This is a genomic window from Pseudomonas sp. OTU5201, from assembly GCF_038440135.1.
Taxonomy (GTDB): domain Bacteria; phylum Pseudomonadota; class Gammaproteobacteria; order Pseudomonadales; family Pseudomonadaceae; genus Metapseudomonas; species Metapseudomonas resinovorans.
In genome coordinates, this window is sequence record NZ_JASATC010000070.1 from 1 (window position 1) to 19,158 (window position 19,158).

At 65.4% G+C, this 19,158-nt stretch carries 16 protein-coding genes and 1 pseudogene; 10 read left to right on the forward strand and 7 right to left on the reverse strand.

Annotated features, from left to right (window positions below):
* On the forward strand, positions 1-382 hold a 382-nt coding region (locus AAHM40_RS26210; protein ID WP_342247313.1), incomplete at its 5' end, for a flavin reductase family protein.
* A 169-nt stretch (positions 383-551) separates the two neighbouring features.
* On the opposite strand, the gene AAHM40_RS26215 is transcribed toward AAHM40_RS26210, so the two are convergent.
* From AAHM40_RS26215 to AAHM40_RS26230, 4 genes are all read right to left on the reverse strand, one after another.
* Positions 552-1,715 (reverse strand): helix-turn-helix transcriptional regulator, encoded by a 1,164-nt coding sequence (locus AAHM40_RS26215; RefSeq protein WP_342247314.1) that lies wholly within the window; start codon positions 1,713-1,715, stop codon positions 552-554.
* Between the two features lie 155 nt (positions 1,716-1,870).
* Positions 1,871-3,748 carry a sulfate adenylyltransferase subunit CysN gene (gene cysN, locus AAHM40_RS26220; RefSeq protein ID WP_342247315.1) on the reverse strand — a complete coding sequence of 626 codons (1,878 nt, stop codon included), beginning with the start codon at positions 3,746-3,748 and terminating at the stop codon, positions 1,871-1,873.
* A complete protein-coding gene (cysD, locus tag AAHM40_RS26225) occupies positions 3,748-4,701 on the reverse strand; it encodes a sulfate adenylyltransferase subunit CysD (protein WP_446731627.1) in 954 nt (317 codons plus the stop codon). Before cysD ends, cysN begins: the two co-directional genes overlap by 1 nt.
* A 47-nt stretch (positions 4,702-4,748) precedes the next feature.
* Positions 4,749-5,219, reverse strand: coding sequence for an SRPBCC domain-containing protein (locus AAHM40_RS26230; protein WP_342247317.1), 471 nt, complete (start codon positions 5,217-5,219; stop codon positions 4,749-4,751).
* Positions 5,220-5,462: 243 nt separating this feature from the next.
* Here AAHM40_RS26230 and AAHM40_RS26235 point away from each other — a divergent pair, with 243 nt between their 5' ends.
* Genes AAHM40_RS26235 through AAHM40_RS26250 form a run of 4 tightly spaced genes read left to right on the forward strand, consistent with a single transcriptional unit; the run spans position 5,463 to position 9,575 of the window.
* On the forward strand, positions 5,463-6,575 hold the full coding sequence (locus AAHM40_RS26235; RefSeq protein WP_342247318.1) for a DUF1214 domain-containing protein: 1,113 nt from the start codon (positions 5,463-5,465) through the stop codon (positions 6,573-6,575).
* Positions 6,572-7,756 carry a sulfotransferase family protein gene (locus tag AAHM40_RS26240; protein WP_342247319.1) on the forward strand — a complete coding sequence of 395 codons (1,185 nt, stop codon included), beginning with the start codon at positions 6,572-6,574 and terminating at the stop codon, positions 7,754-7,756. The genes AAHM40_RS26235 and AAHM40_RS26240 overlap by 4 nt, the downstream gene beginning before the upstream one ends.
* A gap of 38 nt (positions 7,757-7,794) precedes the next feature.
* Entirely contained in the window at positions 7,795-8,583 is a 789-nt protein-coding gene (locus AAHM40_RS26245) for an SDR family oxidoreductase (RefSeq protein WP_342247320.1), read from the forward strand.
* Positions 8,584-8,600: 17 nt separating this feature from the next.
* Positions 8,601-9,575: an acetyltransferase gene (locus tag AAHM40_RS26250; RefSeq protein WP_342247321.1), complete on the forward strand. Its 975-nt coding sequence runs from the start codon at positions 8,601-8,603 to the stop codon at positions 9,573-9,575.
* Between the two features lie 130 nt (positions 9,576-9,705).
* Here the strand turns inward: AAHM40_RS26250 and AAHM40_RS26255 are convergent, their stop codons facing one another.
* Entirely contained in the window at positions 9,706-13,185 is a 3,480-nt protein-coding gene (locus tag AAHM40_RS26255; RefSeq protein ID WP_342247322.1) for a hybrid sensor histidine kinase/response regulator, read from the reverse strand.
* 250 nt (positions 13,186-13,435) lie between these two features.
* Here AAHM40_RS26255 and AAHM40_RS26260 point away from each other — a divergent pair, with 250 nt between their 5' ends.
* From AAHM40_RS26260 to AAHM40_RS26280, 5 genes are all read left to right on the forward strand, one after another.
* Positions 13,436-14,005 carry a GNAT family N-acetyltransferase gene (locus tag AAHM40_RS26260; protein ID WP_028628238.1) on the forward strand — a complete coding sequence of 190 codons (570 nt, stop codon included), beginning with the start codon at positions 13,436-13,438 and terminating at the stop codon, positions 14,003-14,005.
* Between the two features lie 3 nt (positions 14,006-14,008).
* Positions 14,009-14,851: an AraC family transcriptional regulator gene (locus AAHM40_RS26265; RefSeq protein ID WP_342247323.1), complete on the forward strand. Its 843-nt coding sequence runs from the start codon at positions 14,009-14,011 to the stop codon at positions 14,849-14,851.
* A gap of 36 nt (positions 14,852-14,887) precedes the next feature.
* Complete coding sequence (locus AAHM40_RS26270) at positions 14,888-15,619, forward strand: AzlC family ABC transporter permease (protein ID WP_342247324.1); 732 nt, start codon at positions 14,888-14,890, stop codon at positions 15,617-15,619.
* Positions 15,601-15,930, forward strand: coding sequence for an AzlD domain-containing protein (locus AAHM40_RS26275; RefSeq protein ID WP_342247325.1), 330 nt, complete (start codon positions 15,601-15,603; stop codon positions 15,928-15,930). The genes AAHM40_RS26270 and AAHM40_RS26275 overlap by 19 nt, the downstream gene beginning before the upstream one ends.
* Before the next feature lie 354 nt (positions 15,931-16,284).
* A complete protein-coding gene (locus AAHM40_RS26280) occupies positions 16,285-18,159 on the forward strand; it encodes an MFS transporter (protein ID WP_342247326.1) in 1,875 nt (624 codons plus the stop codon).
* A gap of 44 nt (positions 18,160-18,203) precedes the next feature.
* On the opposite strand, the gene sugE is transcribed toward AAHM40_RS26280, so the two are convergent.
* Positions 18,204-18,518: a quaternary ammonium compound efflux SMR transporter SugE gene (gene sugE, locus AAHM40_RS26285; RefSeq protein WP_028628233.1), complete on the reverse strand. Its 315-nt coding sequence runs from the start codon at positions 18,516-18,518 to the stop codon at positions 18,204-18,206.
* A gap of 141 nt (positions 18,519-18,659) precedes the next feature.
* Positions 18,660-18,902, reverse strand: a pseudogene (locus AAHM40_RS27400) (bile acid:sodium symporter family protein); the annotation flags it as partial.
* Between the last annotated feature and the right edge of the window lie 256 nt (positions 18,903-19,158).

A 19,158-nucleotide genomic window follows, 5' to 3' on the forward strand; every position in this document is an offset into this window, starting at 1 on the left:
ACTGTCGACCGAGCCACCGTCGTTGCTGATCTGCGTGAACCAGAGCGCATCGCTGCACGGGGTGCTGGATGCCGGTGCGGACTTCTGCGTGAACATCCTCGGGCTGGAGCAGGAGGAGCTGTCGCACCTGTGCAGCGGCCCGGTGAAGGGCGAGGCGCGTTTCCAGCGGGGCGACTGGCGCAGCAGCGAAGGCGGCATTCCGTACCTGGGCGACGCCCAGTCGGCGATTCTCTGCCGGCAGGACGGCAAGTTCAGCTACGGCACCCACAGCATCTTCATCGGCCGGATTGTGGCGATCCACAACAGCGTGGAGATCAGCCCGCTGGTCTACCTCGACGGCGCCTACACCACCACTGCGCCGGCCTTGGCCGCTGCTTGCTGAGGACGTGATCAAAGTCAGCGAGCGGCGTATCGACAACTGAGGTTTCCTGACAGCCGGGAGCTGCTGCCCGACTGGGCGGGTTTGAGCGAAATTGTCTGTGCCTTTTGACCCGGCTTCTGCCGGGCTTTTTCGTTGCACGCCCCCAACCGCTACTGGCCCGATTCCGCGCTCACGCCAAGGACGCGACGCTGTTGAGCAGGGTCTTCACCAGTTGCGCCTGGCGGGTTGCACCCGTCTTGGCAAAGACACCGCGCAGATGGGCGCGTACGGTGTTGCGCGAGACGCCCAGGCGCTCGGCGCTTTCGTCCAGGGTCAGTCCGTCCATCATCAGCAGCGCCACCTCGGTTTCCGTGCGGGTCAGCTGGAACAGGCTGCGCAACAGGCGTCGCGAGGCCAGGGGCGAGTCGCCGGGATTGCGGATGAACACTGCGACGGCTGGTCGCCGGGTGTTGCCCTGGCCCTCGTAATTGAGCGCGATGGGGCGCAGCAGCACATTCAGCGGCACTTCCCCGGTGGGGCGTGCCAGGGTGAGCACTTCAATGCAGTCGGCTCGGCCGAGTTGGTGCTGCTGGAGCACCGCCAGTATGGCCTTCTGCAGGTTGCGATTGTCCTTGCCGGCGAAGGCCAGCAGTTTCTCCTGTCGGCATTCGAGGCCGTCGTGGGTGGCGAACAGCCGCTGTGCCGCCTGGTTGCTGCGCATCACCTTGCCTGATTCGTCGAGGATCACCGTACCCACGAGCAGGCGGTCGATGGTGGCTGCATAAAGGAGCCGCTCCGAATCCAGCTCGTCCACTGCCGAATGCAGGTCGACGGCTTGTTGCAGGTGGGGGCGAAGCAGGCGGATCAGGGCAATTTCGTCGGTGTCGAAGTCCTTGCCGCCATGTCCGCGACAGGCGAACAGGGCGCAGTCCATGCCGGCAGCGGTGCGCATATTGGCCACCAGGACATAGCGCAGATCCAGTGGCTTCAGGTAGTTGCGGTAGAAGTCGTGGGCCTGCCAGGTGTCGCTGCCCATGACTTCGTCAGCACTGGCAACCTGATCGGTCGGCCAGTGTAGGAAGGGGCAGATCGCATAGTAGTGCTCGCTGTAGGACGGTTCGCCCGGCAGGTGTGGGCCGTGGATCGACGCGTTGACGATCAACCCCGGCCGTTCGTGGGCCGGATTGCGCAGGACCAGGGTAAGGAAACTGGCGTCCAGGCGCAGCCGCAGCGCTTCCAGCAGGCCGGCCCAGGGCGTGGGCTCCAGCGGGCCACGGTAGGCCAGCGCCAGCAGTTCGCTCAATTCGCGGGCGCCGATTCCCGCCAGGTCGTCGGCATGTTCGAGGATGTGCATCCGCGCCTCGCTTGTTGTGGTTGTCGGGCTGGATGGGGCGAGTATTGGCCGGACGAGCTGTGGATAAATCGTCCGTTCGGCCTAGGCTTCGGGACCGTCGGCCCGCTCCCGGGAGGACATCCGGGGATGGGGCCGACGGCAGCCGGAGTTGCCGGTCAGCGTGCCAGCAGGTACGCGACGATGCGCTCGGCGGCTTCTTCTGCCGATTCGCGGCGGGTGTCGATGTGGAGGTCCGGTGCCAGCGGCGGCTCATAGGGCGAGTCAATGCCGGTGAAGTTCTTCAGCTCGCCACGCCGGGCCTTCTGATAAAGGCCCTTGGGGTCGCGCCGTTCCGCCAGTTCCAGCGGCGTGTCGATGAAGATCTCCAGGAACGCATTTTCCCCGGCCCGACTGCGGGCCAGTTCCCGCTCGGCGCGGAATGGCGAGATGAAGGACACCAGGGTGATCAGTCCGGCATCCAGCATCAGGCGCGCCACCTCGGCCACCCGGCGAATGTTCTCCACCCGGTCGGCCTCGCTGAAGCCCAGGTCGCGGTTCAATCCATGGCGCACGTTGTCGCCGTCGAGCAGGTAGGTGTGCCGGCCCAGGGCGTGGAGCTTGCGCTCCACCAGATTGGCGATGGTCGACTTGCCGGCCCCGGACAGCCCGGTGAACCAGAGGATGCGAGGTGTCTGGCCCTTGAGTTCGGCCCGCGCCCGCGCGTCGATGTCGATGGCCTGCCAGTGCACGTTCTGCGCACGGCGCAGGGCAAAGTGCAGCATGCCGGCGCCCACGGTCTGGTTGGTTAACCGGTCGATGACGATGAAACCGCCGGTATCGCGGTTGTCTGTGTAGGGATCGAAGGCGATCGGTTGGTCCAGCCCGAGGTTGCACACGCCGATCTCGTTGAGCTCCAGGGTCCTTGCCGCCAATTGCTCCAGGCTGTTGATGTCGATCTTGTGCTTGAGGTTGGCGCAGCTCATGCCCAGCGTGCGGCAACCGATTTTCATCAGGTAGGGGCGACCGGGTAGCAGCGGTTCCTCGGCCATCCAGACCAGGGTGGCCTCGAACTGGTCGGCCACCTCCGCCGCTGCGTCGGCGAGGGTAATCAGGTCGCCGCGACTGATGTCGATCTCGTCTTCCAGGGTCAGGGTCACGGCCTGGCCACAGACCGCTTCCGGCTGCGGGCCCGCCAGGCCGAAGATGCCGCTCACCCGGCTCTGCTTGCCCGTGGGCAGCACGCGGATGCGTTCGCCGACGCGGATGCTGCCGGCGGCCACGTTACCGGCATAGCCGCGAAAGTCGAGATTCGGTCGGTTCACCCACTGCACCGGCAGGCGGAAGGGCAAGTGGCTGGCACGGTCGTGATCCAGGGGAACGCTTTCCAGATGCTGTAGCAGGCTCGGCCCCTCGTACCAGGGCATGTCGGCGCTGCGCTCGAGCAGGTTGTCGCCCTTGAGCGCCGAGAGTGGGATGCACTGGATATCGGTCAGGCCGAGCTTCTCTGCGAAGGTGCGGTAGTCGGCTTCGATGCGTCGGAAGACTGCTTCCGAATAGTCCATCAGGTCCATCTTGTTCACCGCCACCAGTACCTTTCGGATACCCAGCAGGGACACGAGGAAGCTGTGCCGGCGTGTCTGTGGCAGCAGGCCTTGGCGAGCGTCGATGAGGATCACCGCCAGGTCTGCGGTGGAGGCGCCGGTGACCATGTTGCGGGTGTACTGCTCGTGGCCGGGGGTGTCGGCGACAATGAACTTGCGCTTGTCGGTGGCGAAGAATCGGTAGGCGACGTCGATGGTGATGCCTTGCTCGCGCTCGGCGGCCAGGCCGTCCACCAGCAGGGCGAAGTCCAGGTCACCGCCCTGGGTGCCGAGCTTCTTCGAGTCCGCTTCCAGTTGGCCGAGCTGGTCTTCGAAGAGCACCTTGGTCTCGTAGAGCAGGCGCCCGATCAAGGTGCTCTTGCCGTCGTCGACGCTGCCGCAGGTGATGAAGCGCAGCAGGTCCTTGCGCTGTTGCTGCTGCAGGTACTGGTCCAGGTGGGAGATGGCGCTCATCAGAAGTACCCTTCTTGCTTCTTTTTCTCCATGGAACCGGCCGAATCGGAGTCGATCAGCCGGCCCTGGCGTTCGGAGGTTCGGCTCACCAGCATTTCCTGGATGATTGCCGTGAGGCTGTCGGCCTCGCTGTCGATGGCGCCGGTCAGAGGATAGCAACCCAGGGTGCGGAAGCGTACTTTGCGCAGTTCGGGCGTTTCGCCGGGACGCAGCGGCAGGCGCTCGTCGTCCACCATGATCAGGGTGCCGTCGCGCTGCACCACCGGGCGCTCGCGGGCGAAGTATAGCGGCACGATGGGGATCTGCTCCAGGTAGATGTATTGCCAGATGTCCAGCTCGGTCCAGTTCGACAGTGGGAACACCCGCAGGCTCTCGCCCTTGCGCTTGCGCGTGTTGTACAGGCGCCAGAGCTCCGGGCGTTGCTGCTTGGGGTCCCAGCGGTGCTGCTCGGAACGGATCGAGAACACCCGTTCCTTGGCGCGCGACTTCTCTTCGTCGCGCCGCGCACCGCCGAACGCCGCGTCGAAACCATGGAGGTCCAGCGCCTGCTTGAGGCCCTGGGTTTTCCAGATGTCGGTGTGCAGTGCCGAGCCATGGGTGAAGGGGTTGATGTCGCGCTCGACACCTTCGGGATTGACGTGCACCAGCAGCTCCAGGCCCAGGCGTTGGGCGGTCTGGTCGCGGAAGGTGATCATCTCGCGGAACTTCCAGGTGGTGTCCACGTGTAGCAGGGGAAAGGGCGGCTTGCCCGGAGCGAAAGCCTTCATCGCCAGGTGCAGCATCACCGCGCTGTCCTTGCCGATGGAGTAGAGCATCACCGGGTTTTCACATTCGGCGACCACTTCGCGGATGATCTGGACGCTTTCCGCTTCCAGCCGTTCTAGGTGTGTGAGCATTGCTTGCCTCCGTTGGATGGAGCCGGCGTCGCATGGTGCGGGCCGGCTTTTTTCCACAGTAGGGAATGCGTTGCTGCGGGTTCTTCGTCCGACCGGACAAGGTTTCAGCGGTCGGCGGCGAACAGGGCTTCGGCCCGTGCCTTCACTGCCAGTGCGACGGCATCGAAACCCTGCTTGACCCAGGGGCCGTGCAGCGCCATCACCTGATCGGCAGTGGGGCCGAGAAACTGATCGGTGGTGTGGTAGCGGCAGCTGTCCGCTCCGGTGGCTTCGATGATCTGCTCGCGGCGCGCCGCGTCCGGGTTGTCGGCGCTGGCGTGCATCTCCCAGGCCAGCAAGCGGGGCGGCTCGAAGCTCGCGAGCTGCTCGACCACGTGCACCCGCTCGCCCGGGCGGGCCGGGTCGGGCAGGTACAGGTTCACCGGCTCGCCCAGGCGCAGGCTGGACTCCACCTTCACGGTGAAGGGGTTCCATTCGGGGTAGCGCGCAAGGTCCACCAGCACTGACCAGACCAGTTCGGCAGGGGCGGCGATGTCCACGGTCAGCGACCGCACCAGGTTTTTCTCTTCAGGCATCGGGGACTCCTTGAGTCACAGGCGGTGCCGCAGTGCGCGGCGCCGGTGCGGCTGATGCTCCCAGCGTACCGGTCCGGACTCCTCGTCCGGGCGGACTAGGTACAGGTCCAACCGGCGGACGTCTGACCGCTTCCCGTCGAACGGCGAGCCGATTCTTAGTCCGCCCAGACGAAGAATCGGTCGCGCCGCTCTCCTTAAGGTTTGTGCAGCGGCGGGATTTCCGCCGGCCCCGAGGAGACCAACATGGCGACAGATGGAATCGAACAGCAGGTGCTGACCGGGCAGGTCTGGAACGACTTCTGCGACAGGATCAGGCACGCCGGTGAACAGATACTGCGGGACGAGGCGCCCGCCGACGCGCAGACCCGCGCCGAGGGCTTCCGCTACCTCACCCGCTTGCTGCGCATCGCCCTGGAAATGCACCTGGAGTTCGCCGACTCGGACTTCCCCGGCTTCTTCTCGCCGTCCCACGAGACAGCCAAGATCGGTGCCGACAACCCGGACAATCTCTACCAGTACGCGCGCCTCAACGGCCAGCGGGCGTACCGCGTCAGCGGCCGGCGCGGCAGCGTGGCGTACCTGAGTTTCGGTACTCAGAAGGGCGGCTACGAAAGCGACGGCAAAATGATCCAGACCGGTTTCATCGATGCTAGCCAGTTGCAGCTGGAGGCCGATGGCAGCTTCGAACTCATCCTCAGCCAGGAACGCCCCGCCAGCGGCAACTGGCTGCGTCTGGAGGCGCAGAGCAATGCGTTGATCGTGCGCCAGACTTTCCTTGACCGCGCACGTGAGCAGCCCGCGCAGTTGCACATCGAGCGCCTGGACCGCCGCCAGCAGCCAGAGCCCCTGAGTGCTGAGCGCCTGCACCAGAGCCTGGAGCGCGCCGCGAGCTTCGTCGAGAACACCGCGCGGCTCTTTGCCGACTGGGCACAGGGTTACCAGGCGCGACCCAACCAATTGCCGCTGGCGGACCAGGCCCTGTGCCAAGCCGTGGGCGGTGATCCGAACATCATTTATTACCACGGCTACTGGTCTCTGGCAGACGACGAGGCGCTGCTGATCGAGGTCGATCAGGTGCCCGACTGCAACTTCTGGAACCTGCAGATCAACAACTACTGGATGGAATCGCTGGACTACCGCTACCACCGCATCTGCCTGAACAAGCACTCGGCGCGTCTGGACGGCCGAGGGGGCGTGTGCCTGGTGCTCAGCCATCGCGACCCCGGTTTGCCGAATTGGCTGGAAACCGCCGGGCATGCCGAGGGCACCTATTGCCTGCGCTGGGTAGGTGCTGAGCGTCCGGTCCATCCCACTACACGCGTGGTCAAGCTCGACCACCTCAAGGAGTTGCAATGAGCGACCCGATGATTGCGACCGACGCTTTTGCACCGGACAGCCTGTTGGCCGAAGCCAGCGCCCGCGCCGGGGGCCTCGACGACTTCGGCCCCGGTGATTTCCGCCAGGCGCTCCGGGTCCTGCAGCGTGCCCTGCACGACGAAGCGCGCCTCTCCGCGCAAGGCCAAGCCCTGCTCAGGGAGAAGCTGGTAGCGCAGTTGGTCAACCGCCTGGTGATCGAGGACCACTGCACGCGTTTTCCGGAAATTCTCCAGCAACCGATCGACGATCCGCTGGTGATCGTCGGTCTGCCGCGCACCGGTACCACCCTGCTGCAGCGCCTGCTGGCGGTGGACCCGCAATTCAGCAAGGCGCAGTGGTGGGAAACCCGCTACCCCGCGCCGCTACCCGGGGAGCTGCTGGAGCAGCCCGCCGAGCGGATCGGCAGGGCGAGGGCGGAGGTTTGCGCGATGGTCGAGTTCGTGCCGCAGATCCTCGCCATCCACCCGCTGGACGCCGAGCAGCCGGACGAGGAGTTCATGCTCATGGAGCATTCCTTCCTGTGTGCCATGGACTCTTACGTCAATGTGCCGGCCTACACGGCCTGGCTCGACCGCCAGGACCAGACCCAGGTGTACACCTACCTGAAGAAGATGCTGCAGTTCCTGCAATGGCAGCAGGCGCGTCGCGGTATCGCGCCTGGGCGCCGCTGGCTGCTGAAGAGCCCGCAGCACCTGCACACCCTCGAACTGCTGTTCAGGGTGTTCCCGCGTGCTCAGGTGGTCCTTACCCATCGCGAACCGGGCAAGACCATCCCCTCGCTGGCCAGCTTCATCTACACGCTCTGGCAGATGTACAGCGACCAGGCCGATCCGGCGCAAGTCGGCGAACAGTGGAACGGCCGCATGGCCCGTGCCCTGCGGCACAGCCTGGAGGTCCGCGACGGGCTGCCGGACGAGGCTTTTCTGGACGTGCACTTCGAGAACACGGTGAGCGATCCGCTGGCGGTAGTGGCGCGCATCTACCGTTTCGCCGGGCTGGAACTGGCGCCCGGCGTCCGCGCGGCCATGGCGGATTGGTTGATGGACAACGGCCGCGACAAGCGCGCCGTGCACCAGTACGACGCGGCTGCCTTCGGCCTCGACGAGGCTCGCCTGCTGCACGACTACGCCCAGTACCGTGCCCGCTACCTGGTGGGCTGATGAATGCCGAACGACGACAAGAACAAGAGGACAGGAACATGTTGCTGAACAACAAGGTGGTGATGATTTCCGGCATCGGTCCCGGCATGGGGATCAAGCTGGCGCTGGAGTCGGCCCGAGCAGGGGCTCGCGCGGTGGCCATCTGTGCCCGTAGCGAGGCGCGTCTGCGCCAGGCCGAGGCGAGCATCCAGGCGCTGGGCACCGACTGCCAGGTGCTGTGGAAGTCCACCGATGTGAGTGATGCAGCGGCATGCCGATCCTTCGCTGACGCCACGGCGGAGCGCTTCGGGCGCATCGACGCGCTGATCAATAGCGCCTACGCCCACGGTGGTTTCGACACACTGGAAAGCTGCACCGACGCCAATCTGCAGGAGGCGCTGGACGTCAATTTGTTCGGCTCGCTGAACCTGACGCGCGCTGTGCTGCCACGGATGAAGGCCCAGGGCGCTGGTGCCATCGTCATGGTCAGCACCCTGGGCGTGCACCAGCCCTACGCCGGCGGTGGTGCCTATGCGATTTCCAAGGGCAGTTTGGCAGTGGCGGTGCGATACCTGGCCAACGAGCTGGCCGGGCACGGCCTGCGGGTCAACGGCCTGGCCTGTGGCTGGATGTGGGGCGAGCCGGTGCAGGCGCATGTGCGTGATGCGGCTGCTGCGCGGGGTGGCAGTGAAGAGCAGGTGCGTGCGGAGTTCAGTGCGGGCATTCCCGGTGGGCGTATGCCGGGCGACGAGGAATGCGCCCGTGCGGCGTTGTTCCTGGCATCCGATTTCGCCAGCGCCATCAACGGCGCACAACTGGACGCCAACGGCGGTGAATTGATGCGCTAAGCGCGGGGGAGACGGACATGCTCGATCACTGTGCCTTCAATGGCGATGCCGACGGCCTCTGCGCCCTGCAGCAACTCCGTCTGGGTGGAGAGTTGGCGGCGGACGTGCGCCTGGTCAGCGGGGTGAAACGTGACATCGACTTGCTGCGGCGGGTGCAGGCCGGGCCCGGTGAACGGGTGACGGTGCTCGACATTTCCTTTGATCTGAACCGCGCCGATGCGGCGCGGCTTCTCACGGCGGGCGCCGGGCTGCGTTACTTCGATCACCACTTTGCCGGCGATCTGCCGGAGCACCCGGCCTTTGAACCCTTCATTGACGTGGCGGCGGATGTCTGCACCAGCTTGCTGGTGGATCGTTTCCTCCAGGGGAGTTTCCACCGCTGGGCGGTGGCTGCGGCCTTTGGGGACGGCATGCCAGGACCGGCGCGGGCCTTGGCCGAACATCATGGGGTGGCGCAAGACGATCTGGCGGAGCTTGAAGAGCTGGGCCTGCTGCTGAACTACAACGCCTATGGCGACCAGCTTGCCGACCTGCATTTCGATCCGGTGGCACTGGCGGCGGAGCTGTTGCCCTATGACGATCCACTGGCGTTCGTCCGGCTCAGCCCCAGCTTCGCCCTTTTACGCGAAGGCCACGCCGCCGATATGGCGGCAGCGGCCAGCCTGGAACCGTGGCGCGTGGGTGAGGGGGCGTCGCTGTACCGGCTGCCTTCGGAGCCCTGGGCACGGCGGGTCAGCGGCGTGCTGGCCAACCAGCTCGCTGCGCGCGATCCGCAGCGCGCCCTCGGTCTGCTCAGTGCCAGGGCCGATGGTGACTGGACCTTCAGCCTGCGTGTGCCGGCCAACGCTACCCTAGAGGCGGATGCCTTCTGCCGGGACTTTGCGACGGGAGGAGGGCGCAAGCGCGCCGCTGGCATCAACCGGTTGCCGGGGCTGGAGCTGGAAAGCTTTGCCAGGCGACTGCTCGACAGTTATCCACACGCTGCCCCATAAGTTGGCGCTGCTTCGCAAGGTGGCGTGCCCTGCATGGAACTGGGTATCGCTCTGCGCGATCCGGCAGTCATTGCACCGGCCTTGGTCTGGACCCGGAAGGGTCTCTCTCGGGTTGGCATTGGCGTGGAAATCAGCGCAGGCTCACATGCCGGCCGATCAAGGCGCGCAGCGCGGCCGGCTTGACCGGCTTGGCCAGGTAGTCCAGGCCGGCGGCGTGGATTTCGGCCACCAGTTCGGCGCGGCCGTCGGCACTGATCACCACGCCGGGTAGCGGCTCGCCGAGGCGGGTCCGCAGCCATGCCATGAGCTCGGTACCGGTTTCTCCTTCGTCCAGGTGGTAGTCCACCAGTGCCAGCTGCGGGCGCACGTCCTCAGACAGCAGGTGTTCGCATTCCAGGCGGTTGTGTGCGGTCCAGACCTGGCAGCCCCAGCGTGACAACAGGCTGTGCATGCCGGTGAGGATGCTGTCTTCGTTGTCGATGCACAGCACCTGGGTGCCGTTGAGGGCTTGGCCATTGGCTTCGGCCTGCTTCTGCACCACCGGCGAGGGCTGCTGGACGCGGGCCAGCGGCACGGTGACGCTGAACACGCTGCCCTTGCCGGGCCAGGAACGCACTTCCAGGGTGTGGCCGAGCACGCGGCACAGTCCGTCGGCGATGGCCAGGCCGAGCCCGAGGCCTTTCTCGGCGCGGGTCTGGTGGCTGTCGAGACGCTTGAACTCTTCGAATATCACCTTGCGCTTGTCTTCCGGGATACCCGGACCGCGGTCCCAGACCTCCAGCCGCAGGCTGTCGCCGTCGCGCCGCGCCCCCAGCAGCACACGCCCCCTGGCGTAGCGGAAGGCGTTGGTAAGGAAGTTCTGCAGCACCCGGCGCAGCATTTTCATGTCGCTTTCCACCCGCAGCTTGCTGCCGCGCAGGCGGAAGTCCATGCCCTGTTCCTGCGCCTGCGCCTTGAACTCGGCGCCGAGGGTGTCGAACAGCGAGGCCAGGGGGAAGGACGTGCGGTCGGGGGTGACGCGACCGCTTTCCAGGCGCGAGATGTCGAGCAGGTCGGTGATCAGGTCTTCGGCCGAACGCAGCGAGCTGTCGAGGTGGTTGACCAGCTCGCGGGCCTCACGGGGCAGGGCGTCCTGCTGGTGGCCGAGGGCGGCCGAGAACAGGCGCGCGGCGTTCAGCGGCTGCATCAGGTCATGGCTGACGGCGGCGAGGAAGCGCGTCTTGGACTGGTTGGCGGACTCTGCCGTGCCCTTGGCCTCGATCAGCGCCTGGTTGAGCTGGGAGAGTTCCAGGGTCCGCTCGGTGACCCGCTGTTCCAGGCCTTCGTTGGCATCCTTGAGGGCCTGTGCAGCTTGGCGATAGGCGGTGATGTCGGTGAAGCTCATGACGAAGCCGCCGCCGGGCATGGGATTGCCAATCAGCTCGATGACCCGGCCGTTGGGGAACAGGCGTTCGGAGGTATGCGGGGTGCCCTGGCGCATCCAGAACAGACGGCGGGCGATATGCGATTCCACCTCGCCCGGGCCGCACAGGCCGCGCTCGGCGTTGTAGCGGATGATGTCAGCGATCGGCCGGCCGACGCTGATCAGGCCGTCCGGATAGTCGAACAGCTCCAGGTAGCGGCGGTTCCAGGCCACCAGGCGCAAGGACTGGTCCACCACGCTGATGCCCTGGGTGATGTTCTCGATAGCGCCTTGCAGCAGGGCGCGGTTGAACTGCAGCACCTCGGAGGCTTCGTCGGCGATGCGCACCACGTCCTCCACCTGCATTTCGCGGCCTTCGATGGCCGCCTTCACCACCGCCCGCGCAGAGGAGGCGCCCAGCACGCCGGCGAGCAGGCGCTCGGTGTGGGTGATCCAGTCCTGGTTAGCGTTCTGCGCCGGGTTGAAGCTGATGCCCAGGCGATAGGCGAAGCGGATAAAGCTTTGTCGCGCGCGTTCTTCGCCGACGAAGCGCGACGCCAGCATCAGCAAGTCGTCTACCTGCACCGCCAGCAGGGTGCGCGAGGCCGCGCGTGCGGAGACTTGCTGGCCGACGAAGCGGCTGGCCTGCCAGTGTTCGGAGACGCGGGTACGGGAGAACACGGACACCCAGGCGAAGAGGAGCCAGTTGCCGGCCAGCGACAGCACCACGCCCTGGGTCAGGGGCTCGATCGGCAGATCCAGTGGATTGGCCATCAGCCAGGCGAGGCCGGGGAAGTTCTCCAGCGGCCAGCCCAGGCCACGGGCAATCACCGGCAGCACCAGGGTATAGGCCCAGAGGGCGGCGCCGGCGGCGAGGCCGGCGAACACGCCACGGCGGTTCGCCTGTTTCCAGAACAGCGCGCCGATCATCGCCGGACCGAGCTGGGCGATAGAGGCGAAGGCGATCTGGCCGATGGTTGCCAGGCTCGCGGTGGAGCCCAACAGACGGTAGCTGACGTAGCCCAGCAGGATGATGACCACGATGCTCACCCGGCGTACCGAGAGCATCCAGTGGCGGAACACTTCGAACGGGCGTTCGGCATTCTGCCGGCGCAGCAGCCAGGGCAGCAGCATGTCGTTGGAGACCATGGTGGACAGCGCCACGGCTTCCACGATCACCATGCCGGTGGCGGCCGAGGCGCCGCCGATGAACGCCAGCATGGCCAGGGCCGGGTGGGCCTCGGCCAGCGGCAGGCTGATCACGAAGGAGTCCGGGATCACGCCGCTGGGCAGCAGCATCTGGCCAGCCAGGGCGATGGGCACCACGAACAGCGCGGCCAACGCCAGATAAATGGGGAACACCCAGCGCGCCTGGCGCAGGTCGCGGGGTTCGATGTTTTCGACCACTGTGACGTGGAACTGTCGGGGCAGGCAGATGATGGCGAGCATCGCGAGGCCGGTTTGCACCAGCAAGGAGGACCAATCCACGGACTGCGACCAGTAGTTTTCCAGCTGCGGGGCGCTGCGGGCGCGACTGAACAGATCATCGAAACCGTCGAACAGGCCGAAGGTCACGTAGGCACCCACGGCGAGGAAGGCCAGCAACTTGACCAGCGACTCGAAGGCAATCGCCAGGACCATGCCACGGTGGTGCTCGGTGGCGTCGAGGTTGCGGGTGCCGAAAAGGATGGTGAACAGGGCGAGCACCAGCGACACGATGAGTGCCGTGTCCTGGGCACGGGTTCCGGAGGCTTCGGGGCTCGGGCCGATCAGCAGGTTCACCCCGAGGACAATGCCCTTGAGCTGCAGGGCGATGTAGGGCAGCACGCTGACCAGGCAGATCAGCGCCACCACTACCGCCAGGGCCTGGGATTTCCCGTAGCGCGCGGCGATGAAGTCGGCGATGGAGGTGATGTTCTCCTGCTTGCTGATGAGCACCATCTTCTGCACCACCCAGGGCGCCACCAGCAGGAGCAGGATGGGGCCGAGGTAGATGGGCAGGAAGTTCCAGACTTGTCCGGCGGCCTGGCCGACGGCGCCGAAGAACGTCCAACTGGTGCAGTAAACCGCCAGGGACAGGCTGTAGACCCAGGCGCGCATGCGCGGCGACAGTGGCGCGCTGCGGCGGTCGCCATAGAACGCGATGGCGAAGAGGACGGCCATGTAGAGAAAGGCGACCGTGGCGATCAGCCCGCTGGACAGCGACATTGCAACTCCGAAGGGGACGGTGGCGGTGAGAACCCGCCGTAATTCGACTTTCAGCAGTTTCGCACCAAAGCCGGTAATTCGTCAGGCCGCTGCGACCAAGGTCGCAGGCGCTCTTGAGCCCTCGTCCGGGGACTGCTAGCGTGCTCTACTGCCCGCGCTGTTTCGTTTGTCTCGCGCGGGCCCCTGCATGGCACTTCCGCTTGGCGTGACGTTCTCATCCGGCAGGGTTCTTTCGCCTGAGGAGGCGCAGATGTTCAATCCACAACCGGTCACCCTGCAGCGCGGCGCCCTGCGCCTCGATCCGCTGACGGAGGCCGATGTCCCGGCTCTGGTGACCCTGGCCGACGCAAACCGAGAAGCCCTCGTCTATATGAATGGTCCACTCCGTCCGGACTGGTATCGTCAGGGCTTGGCCGCCCAACGGGAAGGGCAGGCGGTGGTTTTCGCCATCCGCTTGGGCGACAACCTGGTGGGCACGACCCGCTTCGCCGACTTCATGCCTAATCTGCCGGCCGCCGAAATCGGTTGGACCTGGCTCGCTGCTGGCGAGCACGGCAAGGGGCTGAACGCGTCGATCAAGTACCTGATGCTGCGCCACGCCTTCGAGGAGTGGCGGCTGGTGCGGGTGCAACTGAAGACCGCTGCCAGCAATCTGCGCTCGCAGGGTGCCATTGAGAAACTCGGTGCCCAGCGCGAGGGGGTGCTACGCAATCATCGCCGCCTGGCGGACGGCCGTCTCGACGACAGCGTGCTCTATAGCATCACCGACCACGACTGGCCGGAGGTGAAGCAACGACTGGAGGCGCTGTTCAGCGCATAGGCCATGGGCAAGCAGCGGGAAGATGCGCATTTCTGGCAGGCGGGCCATCTGGAGGGCCTGGAGCTGCTGTCCGCGCGATACATCGAACAACGTTTCGCTCCCCATGTGCATGACGGTTATGTAATCGCCGTGGTCGAGGCGGGCGCCGAGCGCTACCGCTACCGTGGCGCCGACCACCTGGCCGGCGCCGGGAGCCTGGCGTTGATCAATCCGGATGAGGTGCACACCGGTTCCAAGGGGCATGACGAGGGTTGGCGCTATCGGGTGTTCTATCCGGATATCGCCCTGGTACGAAGCGCCCTGGAGGAGCTCGAGCTGCCGCTGACCGGCATGCCGGCCTTTATCGGTAGCGTGCACCAAGACCCTGACCTGGTGCGGATGTTCACTCACCTGCATCAACTGCTGGAAGGCGATGCCAGCGCCCTGCAGCAACAGACCACCTGGCGCGAGGCCCTGCTGGCGCTGTTCTGTCGCCATGCCAGGTTGCCAGAACCCGGTACACCTGGTCGCGAGCCCCAGGCCGTGCTGCGGGCCAAGAACCTGCTGCGCGAGCGCCTGGCCGAGCCGCCCTCCCTGGAGGAGCTGGCCGCCGAGGTCCGGCTCTCGCCCTTCCATTTCGCTCGAACCTTCCGCCGCGCCACCGGCATGCCGCCACATGCCTGGCTCAAGCAGCAGCGCCTGGACCAGGCCCGAGCCCTGCTCAAGGCCGGTTGCGCGCCAGCCGGTGTGGCGGCACAACTGGGCTTCTCCGACCAGAGCCACCTGACCCGCCAGTTCAAGCAGGCTTATGGCGTTGGGCCGGGCGAATATCGCAACGCCTGCGCAAGATCGTTCAAGACGCACTGATGGCCTGACGCTAGCCTTTCGGGACAAGGAGGCCCCATGTCCCGTACCACTGAGTTCATCCACGGCGCCCGAGACATCGTCCCGATGATCGTTGGCGCTATTCCGTTCGGCATCATCTTCGGCACCCTCGCCGCTGGCGCCGGCCTGTCTGCCTGGCAGACGCTGGGCATGTCGCTGCTGGTGTTCGCCGGTTCGTCCCAGTTCATCGCGATTACCCTGCTCGGCGGCGGCGCCGGGGCGGCGGTGGTGCTGCTGACGACCTTCGTGGTCAACCTGCGCCACGCGCTCTACAGCGCCACCCTGCAGCCCTTCGTGCGCCACCTGCCGGCCCGCTGGCGGATGCCGCTGGCCTTCTGGCTGACCGACGAAGCCTTTGCCGTGGTTCAGCACCGCTATGCCGAGCAGGACGAATCGCCGCACAAGCACTGGTACTTCCTGGGTGCGGCCCTGGCCATGTACCTGAACTGGCAGCTTTGCACCCTGATAGGCGTGCTCTTTGGCCAGGCAGTGCCCAACCTCGCGGCATGGGGGCTGGACTTCGCCATGCTCGCCACCTTCATCGGCATCGTCGTGCCCATGCTGCGCAACAAGCCCCAGGTGGCTGCCGCGCTTGTAGCGGGCGCGGTGGCGCTGGCCTGCCAGGGCCTGCCCTACAAGCTGGGCCTGATGGCTGCCGCCCTCAGTGGCATCGCCGTGGGTGTGGTGCTGGAGCGTCGCTATCGTCTCGATCTGATGGGGGAGGGCATCTCATGCAAACCTGGAGCCTGATCCTTGGCATGGCGGCGATCACTTTCGCCATCCGCTACAGCCTGTTCGCCTGGCCGAACCTGAGCTTCCCGCCGTTGGTGCGCCAGGGCCTGCACTACGTGCCGACCGCCGTGCTCACCGCCATCGTCGTACCGGGCATGCTGATGCCCGACGGCCAGCACGTCCACCTGGCTCTGGACAACGCCTACCTGCTGGCAGGCCTGGGGGCGATTTTGATCGCCGCCCTGAGTCGCCACCTGCTGGCGACCATCCTCGGTGGCCTGGTGCTGTTTTTCCTGCTGCGCTGGGCGCTAGGGCAACTGCCGATCTAAGCGGTCGCTCCGGCGAGTGCTCTCTGTGGGGGCGAATTCATTGGCTCTGTCTGCATGACGTGTTGCAAGCAGCGGCGTTGCCCGTAGGAGCTGGCTTGCCAGCGAATGGCCCCGTTTCGCTGGCAAGCCAGCTCCTACAAGGCTCTTGGCACGCTGGTAAGTCTCTCGCAACAGCTAACGCAGACAGAGCCATTGAAATCGCCCCTATCGGCTTCGTGTGCTGGCTTTCGCGGAAATGGTGCAAAGATCTTTCTGGTGAATGTGGCTTTCGGCCAGTGTCTTGCTGTCCAATCAGCGACGTGTGCCATGAGCGCACGAGGCTATTCCACTGCCAACCACCAGGTACCAAGGAAGATGAGCCAACACTCGCAATTCGCCCTGCTGGGCACACGGCGGTTCCTGCCGTTCTTCGTGACCCAGCTGCTCGGCGCGTTCAATGACAATATCTTCAAGCAGTCGCTGATCCTCGCGATCCTCTACAAACTCGCCATTTCCGGCGACAAGAGCGTTTTCACCAACCTCTGCGCGCTGCTGTTCATCCTGCCGTTTTTCCTCTTCTCTGCCCTCGGTGGCCAGTTCGGCGAGAAGTTCGCCAAGGATGCACTGATCCGCGCCATCAAGCTGGCCGAGGTGGCCATCATGGCGGTGGGCGCTCTGGGGTTTTTCTTCGATAGCTTGCCGCTGCTGTTCCTGGCGCTGTTCGCCATGGGTACCCATTCGGCGCTGTTCGGCCCGGTGAAGTATTCGATCCTGCCGCAGGTGCTGCGGGAGGATGAGCTGGTGGGCGGCAACGCCCTGGTAGAAATGGGCACTTTCCTGGCCATCCTCGCCGGCACCATCAGCGCCGGCCTCATGATGTCCGCCGAGCGCTACGAGCCGATCGTCGCTTGCGCCATCGTCCTCACCGCGAGCCTGGGGTACCTGGCCAGCCGCGGCATTCCCCGGGCGGCGGCGGCCCTGCCGGAACTTGCGCTTGATTGGAACATCTTCCGCCAGTCCTGGCAGATCATGCGCCTGGGTCTTGGTCAGCGGCCTTCGGTTTCGCGCTCGCTGGTGGGCAACTCCTGGTTCTGGTTCCTCGGTGCCGTCTACCTGACGCAGATTCCGGCCTATTCCAAGGAGTTGCTGCACGGTGACGAGAGTGTCGTGACCCTGATCCTCACCGTGTTCTCGGTGGGCATTGCGCTGGGCTCGATGCTCTGTGAGCGGCTTTCGGGCGGAAAGGTGGAAATCGGTCTGGTGCCCTTCGGCTCCATTGGCCTGACCCTGTTCGGCTTGCTGCTCTGGTGGCATTCCGGCGAGTTCCCGCAGGACGCCGTCCCCCATGACTGGCTGGCGCTGCTGGGCCACGGCCAGGCCTGGCTGATCCTCGCCGACATCCTCGGCATCGGCCTGTTCGGTGGTTTCTACATCGTGCCGTTGTATGCCCTGATCCAGTCGCGTACGGCGGAGAACGAGCGGGCACGGGTGATTGCCGCGAACAACATCCTCAATGCGCTGTTCATGGTGGTCTCGGCAATTGCCTCGATCCTTTTCCTCAGCGTCGCCGGGCTGTCGATCCCGGAGCTGTTCCTGGTTGTGTCGCTGATGAACATCGCGGTGAATAGCTACATCTTCAAGATCGTGCCGGAGTTCACCATGCGCTTCCTGGTCTGGCTGCTTGGCCATTCCATGTACCGCGTGGAGCACAAGGGCCTGGAGGCGATCCCGGAGGAAGGTCCGGCGGTGCTGGTGTGCAATCACGTGTCCTTCGTCGATGCCCTGCTCATCGGCGGGGCTGTGCGGCGGCCGGTGCGCTTTGTCATGTATTACAAGATCTACCAGCTGCCGGTGCTGAACTTCGTCTTCCGCACCGCTGGCACCGTGCCCATCGCTGCGCGGCATGAAGACCTGCTGGTCTATGACGCAGCCTTCAAGCGCATCGCCGAGTACCTGCGCAACGGCGAGGTGGTGTGCATCTTCCCCGAAGGCAAACTGACCTCCGACGGAGAACTGAACGAGTTCAAGAGCGGCATAGAGCGCATTCTGGAAGAGAACCCGGTGCCGGTGATTCCCATGGCGCTGCAGGGGCTTTGGGGCAGCTTCTTCAGCCGCGACCCGGCCAAGGGTGTGTTCCGGCGCTTCTGGTCACGCATTCGTCTGGTGGCGGGTGCTCCGTTGTCACCGGATCGGGTCGACCGCCAGACCCTGCAGCTGCAGGTGGCCGAGCTGCGAGGTGATGCCCGGTGAATGAAAAAAAGCCGCGCATTGCGCGGCTTTTTTCATTTTGGGTGTCAGTGGCTGAGCTTGAGGCCGATCAAGCCACAAACGATCAGCGCGACGCTGAGCAGACGCACCAGCGCCATGGACTCGCCGAACAGGATGACACCGGCGATTACTGTGCCAACTGCGCCGACGCCGGTCCAGATGGCGTAGGCCGTGCCCAGGGGCAGTTCTTTCATGGCCAGGCCGAGAAGGCCCAGGCTGACGAGCATGGCGGCAACAGTGAGGGCTGTGGGGAGAGGCTTGCTGAAACCGTCGGTGTACTTGAGACCGACGGCCCAACCCACCTCGAACAGGCCGGCGAAGAAGAGAATGATCCAGGACATGTGACCTCCAGAGAGACGACAGATTGAGCTGGGGCCGTCCCCGGTGAGCACTCGCAGAGTGGTAAGGTCGTCCTTACGTTGCGCAATATTTTGCACATCCTGGCCGACCGGACAAGTCCGCTCGGCGGAGTGGCTCGGGAATTACTGCTGTTCGGCCCGGGGGCCGTCGTCCATGCGCCGATAGATCGCGGCGAGCAGGGAGCCTGAGAGGTTGTGCCAGAGACTGAACAGTGCGCTGGGGACCGCCGCCAGGGGCGAGAAGTGTGCGCTGGCCAGGGCAGCGCCAAGGCCGGAGTTCTGCATGCCGACTTCGATGGAAAGCGTCTTGCGCTGGGCCAGCGGCAGTCCGAAGACACGCCCGACCAGGTAACCCAGGGTCAGGCCCATGCTAAACATGATCAGCCCGAGCAAGGGGACGATCCACTGGGTCAACGGTAGGAACCAGGCCGGCAGGTAGAAGGCCAGCACGGCGAACAGCAGAATCCACAGGGCAAATGTGTTGCCGACGAAACGGTTGAGGGCAGCGAGGGCGCGCTTGGTCATTCCTTGGCCTCATCGTGAAAGCGGCCGGGGGGGGGCCGCGCGCGGGGGGGTGAGACGCCCCTGGGGAAAAAATTCCCACCCCCGGCGGAGAATTCCG